Annotated in this window: 11 protein-coding genes; 7 read left to right on the top strand and 4 right to left on the bottom strand. The window is 64.9% G+C overall.

What is annotated here, in order from left to right; genetic code table 11:
* Positions 1–3: 3 nt before the first annotated feature.
* On the top strand, positions 4–306 hold the full coding sequence (locus E3T41_RS09835; protein ID WP_174775294.1) for a hypothetical protein: 303 nt from the start codon (positions 4–6) through the stop codon (positions 304–306).
* On the top strand, positions 303–1,061 hold the full coding sequence (locus E3T41_RS09830) for an alpha/beta hydrolase (RefSeq protein ID WP_104132567.1): 759 nt from the start codon (positions 303–305) through the stop codon (positions 1,059–1,061). Before E3T41_RS09835 ends, E3T41_RS09830 begins: the two co-directional genes overlap by 4 nt.
* Before the next feature lie 14 nt (positions 1,062–1,075).
* Here E3T41_RS09830 and E3T41_RS09825 read toward each other — a convergent pair whose 3' ends face one another.
* Both E3T41_RS09825 and E3T41_RS09820 read right to left on the bottom strand, forming a co-directional pair.
* On the bottom strand, positions 1,076–2,125 hold the full coding sequence (locus tag E3T41_RS09825) for an AI-2E family transporter (protein ID WP_092449202.1): 1,050 nt from the start codon (positions 2,123–2,125) through the stop codon (positions 1,076–1,078).
* Between the two features lie 23 nt (positions 2,126–2,148).
* Positions 2,149–3,756, bottom strand: coding sequence for a hypothetical protein (locus E3T41_RS09820; RefSeq protein WP_092449201.1), 1,608 nt, complete (start codon positions 3,754–3,756; stop codon positions 2,149–2,151).
* A 244-nt stretch (positions 3,757–4,000) separates the two neighbouring features.
* On the opposite strand from E3T41_RS09820, the gene E3T41_RS09815 reads away from it, so the two are divergent.
* The 5 genes from E3T41_RS09815 (at position 4,001) to E3T41_RS09800 (ending at position 8,951) form a co-directional block, all read left to right on the top strand.
* Positions 4,001–5,827: a hypothetical protein gene (locus tag E3T41_RS09815; RefSeq protein ID WP_104132565.1), complete on the top strand. Its 1,827-nt coding sequence runs from the start codon at positions 4,001–4,003 to the stop codon at positions 5,825–5,827.
* Positions 5,824–6,801 (top strand): tetratricopeptide repeat protein, encoded by a 978-nt coding sequence (locus E3T41_RS09810; protein WP_092449199.1) that lies wholly within the window; start codon positions 5,824–5,826, stop codon positions 6,799–6,801. The genes E3T41_RS09815 and E3T41_RS09810 overlap by 4 nt, the downstream gene beginning before the upstream one ends.
* 573 nt (positions 6,802–7,374) lie before the next feature.
* Positions 7,375–8,106 carry a hypothetical protein gene (locus tag E3T41_RS09805; RefSeq protein WP_134478366.1) on the top strand — a complete coding sequence of 244 codons (732 nt, stop codon included), beginning with the start codon at positions 7,375–7,377 and terminating at the stop codon, positions 8,104–8,106.
* 175 nt (positions 8,107–8,281) lie between these two features.
* Positions 8,282–8,575 (top strand): IS110 family transposase, encoded by a 294-nt coding sequence (locus tag E3T41_RS17925; protein WP_166791536.1) that lies wholly within the window; start codon positions 8,282–8,284, stop codon positions 8,573–8,575.
* Positions 8,502–8,951 (top strand): HNH endonuclease signature motif containing protein, encoded by a 450-nt coding sequence (locus E3T41_RS09800; protein WP_166791535.1) that lies wholly within the window; start codon positions 8,502–8,504, stop codon positions 8,949–8,951. Before E3T41_RS17925 ends, E3T41_RS09800 begins: the two co-directional genes overlap by 74 nt.
* Positions 8,952–9,051: 100 nt before the next feature.
* On the opposite strand, the gene glgB is transcribed toward E3T41_RS09800, so the two are convergent.
* The gene (glgB, locus tag E3T41_RS09795) at positions 9,052–11,391 is read right to left on the bottom strand and encodes a 1,4-alpha-glucan branching protein GlgB (protein WP_134478362.1); all 2,340 of its coding nucleotides are present in this window, start codon (positions 11,389–11,391) and stop codon (positions 9,052–9,054) included.
* Positions 11,388–13,484, bottom strand: coding sequence for an alpha-1,4-glucan--maltose-1-phosphate maltosyltransferase (locus E3T41_RS09790; protein ID WP_370257440.1), 2,097 nt, complete (start codon positions 13,482–13,484; stop codon positions 11,388–11,390). Before E3T41_RS09790 ends, glgB begins: the two co-directional genes overlap by 4 nt.
* Positions 13,485–13,505 lie beyond the last annotated feature (21 nt).

The raw sequence follows: 13,505 nt of genomic DNA, 5'->3' as shown, positions 1-13,505 counted from the left end.
GTGATGGCGCGCAGCAATCGACCCCGAGGCCGCAAGAGCGCTCCGCGAGACGATGGCGAAGGCGCTGACCTGAACGACCTGCTGGCGGGTTGGCGCCGCAGTGAGGTGCGCCGCGACGGACTGTGGCACGTTCAACCGGTGCCGGCCATGCAGGCCGCGAAGACCTATCTGTGTCCCGGCTGCACCCTCGACATCGTGCCCGGTACGGCGCACATGGTCGCCTGGCGCGGCGACGGAGTGCTCGGCGATGCGGCCGACCTGGCCAACCGGCGGCACTGGCACACTCACTGTTGGAGAATCAAATGATCGAGGAGACGTCCGTGACCCTGCCGGTCGGCATTCGTGGCGGCATCGAACTGCCCGCCAGCATCGAGCACATTGAACTGAAAACCAGCGATGGCCTCACCCTGGTGGGGGAGTTGGCGACCCCGATCGGGCGTACGCCGGTGGCGACGCTCGTGACGCTGCATCCGCTGCCCACGGCCGGTGGATTCATGGACTCGCACATTCTGCGCAAGGCGGCCAACCGCCTGCCGGCGATGGCCGATCTGGCCGTACTGCGCTTCAACACCCGCGGGACCTCGTCGCCGCGCGGCACCAGTGGCGGTGACTTCGGGGAGGGCATCACCGAACGCGCCGACGTGGCCGCGGCGATGGCCTTCGTCGCCGAACGCCAGCTGCCCAATCCGTGGCTGGTCGGCTGGTCCTTCGGCACTGAGCTCGCCCTCAAGTACGGGCTGGAGCACCCGATCCGCGGTGCCATTCTGCTGTCACCGCCGCTGCACCGCACGACGAAGGCCGAACTGGCCGCGTGGGCCGGGAATGAGCGGCAGCTGGTCGCGGTCATTCCCGAATTCGACGATTACCTGCGACCGGATGCCGCTCGCTTGCGGTTCGCGAGTGTGCCCAGCCTTCGGTTCGTCGCCGTCGAGGGCGGCAAACACCTCTGGGTCGGCGAAAACCTGACCCGGCGGGTTCTCACCGAGATCGTCGCCACCGTTAACCCCGCCGCGCTGCCACTACCCATCGAATGGACGGACGGCCTGCGCGACCCGTCCTAAGCCGGTTGTAGCAGCTAGAGCTCGTTCTGGCGGGGGATGACGACCTGCTTGACGATCATGATGACCGACGCGGCGACCGGGATGGCGATCAGCGCGCCGAGAATGCCGAGCAGGCTGCCGCCGGCCAGGGCCGCAATCACCACGACAGCGCCCGGAACCGACACGGCGCGGCTCATGATGTTTGGACTGAGAACGTATGCTTCCACCTGCATATAGATGAGGTAGTAGATGGCGGCGGCCAGCGCGGTCTGGGGTGAGCTGCCGATCTCGGGAATCAAACAGGTCAGCACGATGATGACCGAACCCGAGATGGTTCCGACGAGCGGAACGAGCGAGAGCAGAAAAGCGATGAAGGCGAGCAACGCCGGGAACGGTGCGCCGATGATCGAGAGAAAGATGAAGCTCAGCACGCCGTTCACCGAGGCGAGCGCGGCCTGTCCCACGATGTAGCGGCCGACGGCCGTGGTGATCTGCTCACTGATATCGGTGAAGCGCTCCCGCTTTGAAGCGGGAACCAGCTGGTAGGTGGCGCGCTTCATGCTGTTGAGGGAGGCGGTGAAGTACAGCGTGAGAATGAGAATGATGAGGGCACCGAACAGGCCACCGACAAACGCGAGGCCCGACTGAACGATCGTGGTCGTGATGTTGGTGAGGTTGCCGCCCAGAGAATCGGTGACGGTCTTGGTGATCCCCGTGATGTCGAGGCCGGGAAACTGCTCTTGCAGATCACTCAGAAACGTTGAACTGTTCACCGCCTTGACCAGATCCGGAATGAGCTGGGACAGCTTGGAGACCTGGTCGACGATGATCGGAGCGATTGCGAACACGACACCGGTGAGCACACCGAGCACGGCGGCGACCACGGTCAGAATGGCCGCCCAGCGGGGAAACCGCTTCTTCTCCAACCAGGAGACGGCCGGGTCGAGGCCGAGCGCAATGAATAGCGCGGCTCCCACGTAGATGATGATCGTCTGCAGGGTGATCACCGAAGTGATGATCAACAAGCCGAGGCCTACGCCCAGGGTGCCGACGAGTCCGAACCTAAACGCATTCTGAATTTTCACGGGTCGTCTCCAGGAGTAGGGAATTACTCGGCTGCGACCCGTTCTGCCTGGGTCAAAACGCTGCGCAGACTTTCAAAGTACCCTGCCACGGCATCGCGCTCAATTCTAATCTGCGCCATGCGATCTTCCGCGTCAGCGACCAGGGCACGCGACCGTGTCGTCGCATCCTCGACGAGTGCCGAAGCGCTGGTCTGGGCGTCGTGCAGAATGCGTGCGGCAGTCTCGTCGGCGTGGTCCTTGTTGGCCTTGGCCTCCGCCCGGGCTCCCGCGTCCAACTGCTCGTTGAGCGTACGCAGTTCGAGCGTACGCTCAGTGGTCTCGGCGAGCTGCCCGGCGGCATCCGTCTGGAATTTCTGCGCCAGTGCCACCGCCTCCTGGTGCGAGGTGAGGTGTTCCTGCTCTGCTTCGTCGCGGCGGGCTTTCAGCTCGACATCGAAGTCGGCTCGGGCCTGGTCGATTTCTCTGGCCAGCTGGGCGGCCTCGTGCTGGCCGGTCTTCCGGGTCGCGGCGAGCTCGGTTTGTACGTCGATGCGGGCCTGCTCGGCCTCGGCCTCGGCCTCGAGGCGGGCTTGCTGGTTGTCCCTGGTCAGGTCGGCGCCGGCCTGTTCCACGTCGGCGGCCAGGGCGGCACGTGCCTGCTCGATCTCGCGATCGGCCGTGACGCGCTTGCGCTCGAGGTCGCGGGCGAGGTCAGTCTGGGCCTGCGCGCTTTCGACCTCGGCGACTGCGCGGGCCTGCTCGATTTCGCGGGCCACGTCGATGCGGCCCTGTTCCACCTCGGCGGCGAGCAGGGTGCGTGCCTGCTCGGCTTCGTGTGCGCGGCTCAGGCGGGCTTCTTCGGTGTCGCGCGCGAGATCCACACGAGCCTGGTCGGTTTCGGCAGCCAGTGTTACGCGGGCCTGGTCGGTTTCCTGGTTGAGCGTCGCGCGCTGCTGGTCGAGTTCCAGCGCTACTTCGGCGCGAATAAGTTCTGTTTCGCGCGTCAGGCCGGCCGCTTCTTCGCGAGCCTCGGTGGCCTCACGCTGCGCGACGACGCGCACCTCGGCGGCTTCGCGATCCGCTTCAGAGCGGATGGCTGACACCTCACGTTTCACTGTGGCTCGGGCCTCGGCCGCCTCGGTGGCGACAGAGCCGCGAATCAGCGAGGCGTCCCGGGCAGTGTCCTGCATGACCCTCGCCTGCTCGTCCTGGGTACGTGCGCGTAAATCATCCGTTTCAATGCGAGCATCGTCGAGCAGTCGGCGAGCTTTGACGGCGGCGTCGGAAAGGGTGCGCTCGGCCTGCTCAGTGGAATTCCGTCGCAGCTGCTCGACCTCATCGCTGGTCGTGGCGCGCAGTTTCTCCGCGTCGATATCGGCCTGGGCGATGACGCGGGTGGACTGTTCCTCGGCGACGCGAAGGGTGTTTTCCAGTTTCGTGCCCAGACCGGAGAACGTGGGACTGCCCACCTCTTCGATCTCGGCGGTGAGGTCATCGATGCGGGCGGCCAATCGTTTGACCTCGCGGCCGGCCTCAGCATTTTGGGTATTGGCCTGGATGAGTTGTCGGCGCAGGGATTGAACAGCCTTGGCGACCTCATCCTTGTCATAGCCACGAAAGACCTGGGTGAAATCGGCGTCGTCGTCAGACACTTGTACTCCTTACACGCGGGGCCCGGCCCCTCAATGGATCGTGCATTACGGGGCACCCGACCAATTTTAGTGTGTTGGTGCCCCGCACGGTACGCGCCGGCTGCCAAATGGAGGCTGAACGGCTATTAGGCTCCTTTCAGGCGAACGGAGTAACGTTGAAAATCGTGTCTGAGGACTTTCAGTCACGTGGTTCAGCCAAAGTGACTGAACAGTACCAACCAGCTCAATTGCTGAAGGGTGATACGTGCGTTTTGTTCTAGCCATCGTGGCATTCGTGCTTGCCGCCGTGATGATCGTGCTCGGCATCGCGCAGCGAACTATCCTGCTCGAACCAGCCTTCAGCTCACTAACCTCGACCGCCACCGGCGAGACTTTGTACACCGTGATCGACCCGAGCGCCCTCGCGGCCTCCCCGGGGAGCCAGACGATCAACGTACGCGGCGAGGGACCCATCTTTTTGGCCTACGGGCGCTCCGAAGACGTGGCCGCCTGGATCGGTGATGACGCCTACGCCACCGTGGCGCTGAGCGAAAAAACGGGCGAACTGACCTCCACTGTCACGGCTGCCGTCGAACCCGACACGGACGACGACAGCTCGGATGAGCCGGTTGCCGCCGATGCTGCCGAGCCCCTGATCGTCAATCCGGCCGGTTCCGACCTGTGGCTCGAGGAGGTCAGCGACACGGATTCGTTGACGACCACGCAGACCCTCCCGGAGGGCATCTCGGTGCTCGTTGCTTCGGACGGAGTCGAACCGGCGCCCGCGAATATCCGTTTGTCGTGGGCATCGGATAATTCCACCCCGTGGGCCGGCCCGCTGCTTGCCGGTGGCGCCCTGTTGCTGCTGTTCGGACTCGTGTTGTACCTGCTGGCCCTGTTGCACCTGCGCCGGTCCCGGCGACCGCGCCGCAACGTTCCGCGCGGACCGCGCCTGCCGCGGCTGCCGCGCGCACCCCGGCCGAAGGCCATCAAGGCCAGTCAGATCACCTCGTCGCGCCGCGGTATTGCCCGTCGCACCGCGATCTTGCCGATGATTTTGGTGTCCGGTCTCGCTCTGAGCGGATGCTCGGCCGATCTCTGGCCGGATTTCAGCGCAACGACGACGGAAACAGCGACCCCGACCCCGACTCCGGTGTCTACCGACTCGGTCGAAGCGGCCGCCGAGCTGGCACCGCCGGCCGTCACGGTCCCGCAGCTTGAAATCATCATGGGCGAGATTTCGCTCCTGACAGCGGATGCCGATGCGACCCTCAACGCGGACACTCTCGCGACCCGGTTCACCGGACCCGCGCTGGAACAGCGCCTGGCCAACTACGCGATTCGGGCGGTCGACGCGACAGTGCCGCCACTGCTGGCCTTGCCGGGAGCCCCACTCACCTTCACGCTGCCGCAGCAGACGAATTCCTGGCCGCGAGTGGTGATGACGGTGATTCAGAACGAAACGGATGCCGAGATTCCACCGACCGCAATTATTCTGCAGCAGGAATCACCGCGGGCGAATTACCTCATCGAGTACGCCTTCCAGCTTGAGCCGGCTGCGCGGGTGCCCGAAGTTGCTCCGGCCCTGATCGGGGCGCCGGCGATCGCCCCCGACAACAAACTCCTGCTCTTGCCGCCGAACGAATTGGCCGCGGCCTACGCCGATGTGCTCCTGCAGGGCGCTGCGAGCCCGTCCGTCGACCTGTTCGAAGACGAAGTGGATGCCTTCCGCGCCCAGTTTGACGCCAGTCGCGCCGACCGGCAGGCGACCCTGCCCGCCACCGCATCGATCGAATTCGGCACGGCGGCGGGGGACGGCAGCACTGTCGCCCTGGCCACCAACGACTCGGGCAGCATCGTGGCGGTCAGCGTCAACGAGACCGAGATCGTCAAACCGATCAACGACGGTGCCACGGTCAGCCCGAGCGGTGCTGCTAGCAAGGCACTGTCGGGAATCTCGTCGTCGTCCAAGGGCATTCTCAACACCTACAGCGACCAGCTGTTGTTCTACGTGCCGACGGCCGGATCGAGCGACAAAATCATCCTCCTGGGCTTTGCCCAGGGCCTCACCCAATCTGCGGAGCTTCCATGACCAACCTGCCCCCGTCCGGATCCAACCTGCGCGGAGCGGTTGACCTTTCCTCGCTCGTCAACCGTGGCCAGGCGGCAGCGCCCGCAACACCCGGTGCCGCAGCGGCACCAGCGGCTGCTGGCGTGCCCGCCGGTGTCGTGCCGGTGCCGAGCCTCGTGCTCGACGGCACCGACGCGAACTTCGGTGAGCTGCTCGAGCTGTCTTCGCGCGTTCCGGTTATCGTCGGTCTTTGGGCCTCGCGGAGCGAACCGTCCACGGCGCTGATGACCGTGCTGGAGAAGCTGATCACCGATCTAGCGGGCCGATTCGTACTGGCCCGCGTCGACATCGACGCCAACCCCCAACTCGCCCAGGCGTTTCAGGCCCAGTCGGTGCCCACGGTCGCGGCCGTCATCACCGGCCAGCCGGTACAGCTGTTCAACGGCCCGCTGGCCGAGGAGCAGATCAGCGACGTGCTCGGCCGCGTGCTCGAACTTGCTGCCCAGCAGGGCGTGACCGGCACGGCCGAGGCGCCGGCCGCCGCCGCAGACGGAGAACCGGCCGAGGTCGTCGAAGAGCCCCTGCCGCCGCACCACGTCGAGGCCTATGCCGCGATCGAGGCCGGCGATTATGCCACCGCGCAGAGCGAATACCGCACGGCGATCGCCCAGAACCCGAATGACACCATGGCCGTCGCCGGCCTTGCCCAGGTCAGCCTGCTGGCCCGCCTGCAGGGCAAAACGATCGACCAGATTCGGAACGGTGCCGCGTCTTCTCCCGACGATCTCGACGCGCAGTTGCTGGTCGCCGACCTCGACCTGTCCGGTGGGCACATCGAGGACGCCTTCGACCGACTGCTGAGCCTGTTCCCGGCCCAGCCGGCTCCCGGCCGCAACGCTATTCGCGAGCGCATCCTCGAACTGTTCGAGGTCATCGGCCAGGATGACCCCAGGGTCCCGCCGACTCGGTCCCGGCTGACGGCCCTGCTCTACTAGCGTCCTGAGGCGGAAGCCTGCCGTTTCACGGATTCGGGGACCTGTTTCAGATTAAGGACCTGACGAACGCGGCGACTGCTGCACGAACGGATGCCGCCGCCTCGGCCGCCGCCGACGTTTTAGTCGGAGGCGCCGGTCATCTGCTGCGCGAAGCAGGTGAGCGGCTGCCGGTCGGACGCGTCGAAACCGCCTTTGACCAACGCGGGTGGCCTGCGAAACCTGGCCATCCCCCGTTGGTCGAGCCTATCGAGGCCCCCAGGGATCAACGATGGCAACTTGCGAAACCCGGCGACTTCCATTGGTCGATCCCGTCGAGACCGCTGTGGATTGGCCTGAGCGGTCTGGAGAACCCGGCCATTTGTCGTTGGTTGAGCTTGCCGAGACGGCTGTGGACTGGCCAGAGTGGTCTGGAGAACCTGGCCATTTGTCGTTGGTCGAGCTTGCCGAGACCGCCGTGGACTGGCCTGAGCCGTCTCGACAACGCGTGGTCGGCCCGAATGCATATTCGCACATAAATCCAAACATATCTGAGAATCTCTCGACTCTGGCGCATGGTTTTGGTATACTTCTTCTATGAGCCAGAGCGGCGATACTCCCCAGCCGGGCCGTGTCGATCCGTTCTTCGCGGCTCACGACTACCCGCCGTCCACACCCGAAGAGCGCGCCGAGTTCGAGGTGTTCTGGGCGCAGTGTCAGGCTGATTGGCGGTTTGAAATTGCCGAGGGGCTCGGAGACTGCGCCCCGTACGAGGTCACCGACCCGGTCGATCCGGAACCGGTCAACCTGGAACCGGTGAGCCCGGCAGCACTGAGCCCGGTGCCTGGCCGCCCGGAGCTGATTGACGGCCCGACCATTCCGGCAGGCCTCGATCTGACCGAGGTGTTCGGTGCGGTGCCGCCCGAGCATCTCTTCGATGAGGACCTCCGCGAGGAGTTCCTCTATACGAATTACCTCGCGGACAATTTTCTCCCGGTCGATTTCATCCCGGACGGATTTACCACGGACGAATGCACCGCTGACGAGCGTCACACTGACCCTGCCGACATTGACCGTGGCGAGGCTGACCGTGCCGAGGCTGACCCGGTTGAGGCTGACCCGGACCAACCCGACTCGGAAGACGACAGTCCCGCGGATGTGCTGAGTCCGTTCCAGCGGCACCAGGCGCAGTTCGTCGACCGGGTGATTTACCTGGAGAAGGTGATCGCGTGGGCGCAGGCGAGTAAGGCTGAGGTCTTGACGGAGGCGTGGGATTACACAGAGATACTGGATGTGACTCTGGTGCGGGGTGACTCAAAATTACACTGACTCCTTTCGAGGTTGTCTTTGAGTGGATCTGTCCGCCGCACCAGAGCCGCTAATGCCGCTTGATCGGGGCGACATGACTTGATAGGAGCCTGGCCAACAGTCTCACCTCTGTGCTGTCTGCCCTCCCGACCCAACGGTGATTTCCCTTCAACGACGAAACGGGAGTACCGAAGTCATGACAGTTGCAATTCTTGAACCGCCACAATTCACCGTCGCGGCCGAGTCACCACGAATCATCTTCGCCGGGGTTGATACCCACAAAGACACGCACTACGTCGCCATCGTTGACGACCATGGACAACCGATCGCCGACCGGGAATTCTTGGCAGTCGGGAGCGGCTATCGGAAAATCATCGAGTTCCTCCACGCCTACGGCATCGTGGATGCTGTTGGCGTTGAAGAAATACCTGCGCCTACGCGATGGAACCTGCCGGTTCCCCGGCTGCGACCGCTCCGCCGGCCACTCTGACCTTGACCACACCATAGATAAACAATTCGGCGGCCCCACCACCGCCACCAACCTCCACTTCCTCTCGCCCGCCCACCACAACCTGAAGCACTTCTCCGATTGGAAAGCCACCGCGGATCCCGACGGCACCGTCCACTGGACCAGCCCCGCCGGCAAACACTACGCCACCGACCCCGCCACCCGCATCAACCCACCGCGACAACAACAGGCAGCTCCACAGGCATCAGCGCCACCCGAACCACCAGCCCCACCGCAGCCGGCCCCGCCCGCACCGCTGCCGCCAGCCGAACCGATCAGCGATCCGTGGAATAGCGACTGGAACGGCAGCTGGAACACCCCGCGGGACACCGACCCCACCGAGCCCCCACCGTTCTAGGGTCGACGGACAGGGTGAACACCACCGATTCTCAATGAATGCTGCGTCGTCAGATTGCTGTCGTTGGGCGCAGCCCCCCCCGCAATGGAAGGTCGGGGAGTTAGCGGCGGAGGCGCAGCCAAAGACCGGCCAGGGGTGGCAGGGTCAGGGTTGCGGAGGCGGGGCGACCGGCCCAGGGCTCGTTGTAGGCCTCGACGCTGCCCTGGTTACCCACCCCGGAACCACCGAAGTCTCCGGCATCCGTGTTGAGAATCTCCTCCCACGCTCCGGCGAATGGCAGCCCCACCCGGTAGTCCGTGTGCGGCTGCCCGGCGAAGTTGAAGAAGCACGCGACCGGAACGCCGTGGTTGTCCCAGCGCAGGAACGACACGATGTTTTGGCTCGCGGCACCGCCGTCGAGCAGCTCAAAACCACCCGGGTCGTTGTCGCGGCTCCACAGACTCGCGTTGTCGCGGTAGACCCGGTTGAGCTGACCGACCAGGTTGAACAGGCCGCGGTGCGCCGGCTGGTCGAGCATCCACCAGTCCAGGCCGCGCTCCTCGCTCCACTCCGAACGTTGTCCGAACTCGCTGCCCATGAACAACAGCTGCTTGCCCGGGTGCGCCCACATGAATGAGAGGTAGGCGCGCACGTTGGCAAGCTGCTGCCAGGAGTCGCCGGGCATCTTCGACACCAGGGCGCCCTTGCCGTGCACGACCTCGTCATGGCTGATCGGCAGCAGAAAATTCTCGCTGAACGCGTAGATGAACGAGAACGTGATGTCGTTGTGGTGGTACGAGCGGTACATCGGGTCGACCTGCATATACTCGAGCGAGTCGTGCATCCAGCCCATGTTCCACTTGAACCCGAAGCCGAGCCCGCCGCCGCTGGTCGGCGCCGTGACCCCGCCCCAGTTGGTGGATTCCTCAGCGATCATGATGGTGCCGGGGTTGCGTTTGTAAGCGGTCGCGGTGATCTCCTGCAGCAGGCTGATCGCCTCGAGGTTCTCGTTGCCGCCATACTGGTTCGGCTCCCACTGGCCGTCTTCGCGCGAATAGTCGAGGTAGAGCATCGAGGCGACCGCGTCGACGCGCAGGGCATCAATATGGAATTCCTCGAGCCAGTACAGGGCATTGGCGACGAGGAAGTTGCGCACCTGCATCTGACCGAAGTCGAAGATGTACGTTCCCCAGTCCAGCTGTTCACCGCGGCGCGGGTCCGGGTGCTCATACAGGGCCTGACCGTCGAAGCGGGCGAGGGCGAAGTCGTCTTTGGGAAAGTGGCCGGGCACCCAGTCCATGATCACGCCGATGCCGGCCTGGTGCAGCCGATCGATCAGGTAGCGCAGGTCGTCTGGCGAGCCGAACCGGCTGGTCGGCGCGTAATAGCCGCTGACCTGATAGCCCCACGATCCGCCAAACGGATGCTCAGCCAGGGGCATGAATTCCACGTGCGTGAAGCTGAGTTCGTTCAGGTACCCGACCAGCTCGTCGGCGAGTTCCCGGTAACCGAGCCCGGGTCGCCAGGAGCCCACGTGCATCTCGTAGATGCTCATGGCCTGGTTGTGCGGATCGGTGGCGCTACGGTTGGCGAGCCATTCGGTATCCGCCCATTCGTAGTTCGACGCGGTAACGACCGACGCCGTCTGCGGTGGAACTTCGGCGAGGCGGGCCATCGGGTCGGCCTTATCGATCCAGGCGCCGGACTGCGTGAGCAGCTGGAACTTGTAGTTGGTGCCGAGCGCCAGGCCCGGAATGAACAGTTCCCACACGCCGGTGCTGCCCATGTTGCGCATGGCGTGGGTAGAGCCGCTCCACCCGTTGAAGTCACCGATGACCCGCGCGGCCTGCGCGTGCGGCGCCCAGACGGCAAACGAGGTACCGGTCGAACTGGCCGTGACGCCCTGGTGCTGACGGTGGTGTGCTCCCAGCACGTCCCATAGGCGTTCGTGGCGGCCCTCGCCGATCAGGTGCAGGTCGAGTTCGCCGAGGGTCGGAATGAAGCGGTAGGGGTCGTCGCAGATCCACGGTGGCGCCGACTCATAACGGGCTTCGATCGTATAGTCGCTGAGCCCGACGGTGCTTTCGCCCTGCCAGATGCCGTGCGCGAGGTGGGCCAGCTCAACGTGCGACCCGTTGGCGAGAATCGCGAACACCTCGGTGGCGAGTGGACGCAGCGCCCGGATGGAGACGCGCGGGTCGGACACGCCGGTCTGGTGGGCGAGGTGCTGGCCGAGGATTTCGTGCGGGTTGTAGTACCGGCCGGCGGCGACGGCCTCGAGCACGTGCTCGGGTATGGTCGCGGGTTCGATCGGGGCCGAGTTCTTCTGGACTGTGCTGGGTCCGGATTTCGGGGACTGTGCCTTCTTGCCGTCGATTTTCTTTGCCTGACCCTTCGCATCCGTGGACTCGTGCTTCTGGTGTTTCTTGTGTTTCTTGTCTTTTTCTTTGTGACCGCTCATGCTGGGCCCGAAGTGTGCGGTGTGACGTGCAGAATATGCACCGGCTCTGTGAAGGCGTCGAGTCGCACGAAGTTGTCGGCCGCCCAGGTCCAGGTGGCTCCGGAGACTAGATCGTGCACGTCGAAGTTGTCACCGCGGACAATGCCGAACCGGGTGACGTCGAGGTGCACGATCGTTTCGCGCACGGAGTGCGGGTCGACGTTGGCGACGATGATGAGAGCATCCGCTTGGCCGGTGCCGGTGAACGCGGCGTCGAGGTACTTGCTGTAGACCAGAATCGAGTCGTCGTCACTGGCGTGGATGTCGAGGTTGCGCAGTTGCGCCAGCGCCGGATGCTCGGCCCGAATGCGGTTGAGCAGGGTGAGGTAGGGCGCGAGGGACTTGCCGAGTTCCTCGGCCTTGCTCCAGTCGCGCGGCCGATACTCGTACTTCTCGTTGTCGATGCTCTCTTCGGCGCCGGGCCGGGCGACGTTTTCGAACAGGTCGAAACCCGCGTAGACGCCCCAGCTAGGCGCTGCCGTAGCGGCGAGGGCCGCGCGAATCTTGAACGCGGCCGGGCCGCCGAACTGCAGATACTCGGTGAGAATATCCGGCGTGTTCACAAACAGGTTGGGGCGCAGAAAATCGGCCGTGTCGTTGGCGAGGCCATCGAAGAATTCCTCGAGCTCAGTCTTCGTGTTGCGCCAGGTGAAGTAGGTGTACGACTGCTGGAAGCCGACCTTGCCGAGCGCCTGCATGAGCGCCGGGCGGGTGAACGCCTCGGCCAGGAACACCACGTCGGGGTCGGTCTGATTGACTTCGGCGATCAGCCACTCCCAGAAGTCCAGCGGCTTGGTGTGGGGGTTATCGACCCGAAAGATGCGCACGTCGAGGCTGATCCAGTAGCGGAGCAGGCGCAACGCCTCGAGCCGGATGCCGGCCGGATCGTTGTCGAAATTGATCGGGTAGATGTCCTGGTATTTTTTCGGCGGGTTCTCGGCGTAGGCGATGGAGCCGTCGGGCAGGGTCGTGAACCACTCCGGGTGCTGCTGCACCCAGGGGTGGTCGGGGGAGGCCTGCAGGGCAAAGTCGAGGGCGATCTCAATGCCGAGGTCCGCCGCTTTTTTCAGAAAGGACTTGAAATCGGCGACGGTGCCGAGGTCGGGGTGGATGGCATCGTGGCCGCCGTCGGCCGAGCCGATCGCCCACGGCGAGCCAGGATCACCGGGGGCGACTGTGAGTGAGTTGTTTGGACCCTTGCGGAAGGCCTGCCCGATCGGGTGGATCGGCGGCAGATACAGCACGTTGAACCCCATCGCCGCGACGGCGGGCAGGCGTTTCGCGGCGGTGGGGAACGTTCCGCTCTTCCAGCTGCCATCTTTTTGCCGAACGGCGCCCTCCGAGCGCGGGAAGAACTCGTACCACGAGCCCACCCCAGCCCTGGCACGTTCGACGATGATGGTGCGTTCGGCCGAGAGCGAAGCCAGCCCGGCGAGGGGGTGAGCGGCGATGGCTTGCCGCAGCGCGGCATCCGCGATCGCGAGTAGTCGTGCAGCGGCCGGCTTGCTGGTGTCGGCGAGGGCGGTCGCTGCGGCCTGAAACAGGCGGCGGGCCGCGAGCGGGCGATTCTGGTCGATGGCGGCCTGCTGCAGCAGCGCGCCGCCGATGCTGAACATGAGTTCCACGTCGATGCCGGCCGGAACCTTGATCTGCGCGTTGTGTTCCCAGGTGGCGAACTCGTCGGCATAAGCACGCACCCGATACCTCCAGTGGCCGGCGACGCCGAGGAGCACCTGCACGCCGTAGCGGTCGGTCCCCTCGCCCTGCAGCAGCATGGGATGCCGGGTTTCGCTGCCGTCGGGCGCCGTGAGCTGCAGGTCGACGCCGATCAGGTCGTGGCCCTCACGAAAAGCGGTCGCCCCAAATGGGACGACCTCGCCGGCGAAGGCGCGGGCCGGCCATTGGTTGTCGGTCAGCTGAGGCGAGAGATCGAGAACGGGGATACGGCCAATGGCTGCGCCGGAGGCACCGCTAGCCTCTTGTGGAGACGCACCGGCCGTGGCGCTGCTCGATGCTGTCGGCAGGGTCGTCTTTTTTGCTGCTGTCTTGGCCACAGAATGACCGTAGCGTGAAAG

The organism is Cryobacterium sp. Hh38 (assembly GCF_004403235.1).
Taxonomy (GTDB): domain Bacteria; phylum Actinomycetota; class Actinomycetes; order Actinomycetales; family Microbacteriaceae; genus Cryobacterium; species Cryobacterium levicorallinum.
Note: the sequence above shows the minus strand (reverse complement) of the source record. Positions and strands in the feature narration are given on the sequence as shown.

Coding starts and splice junctions, on each gene's coding strand:
- E3T41_RS09835 (WP_174775294.1), top strand. CDS start 4: ATGGCGCGCAGCAATCGACCCCGAGGCCGCAAGAGCGCTCCGCGAGAC.
- E3T41_RS09830 (WP_104132567.1), top strand. CDS start 303: ATGATCGAGGAGACGTCCGTGACCCTGCCGGTCGGCATTCGTGGCGGC.
- E3T41_RS09810 (WP_092449199.1), top strand. CDS start 5,824: ATGACCAACCTGCCCCCGTCCGGATCCAACCTGCGCGGAGCGGTTGAC.
- E3T41_RS09805 (WP_134478366.1), top strand. CDS start 7,375: ATGAGCCAGAGCGGCGATACTCCCCAGCCGGGCCGTGTCGATCCGTTC.
- E3T41_RS17925 (WP_166791536.1), top strand. CDS start 8,282: ATGACAGTTGCAATTCTTGAACCGCCACAATTCACCGTCGCGGCCGAG.
- glgB (WP_134478362.1), bottom strand. CDS start 11,391: ATGAGCGGTCACAAAGAAAAAGACAAGAAACACAAGAAACACCAGAAG.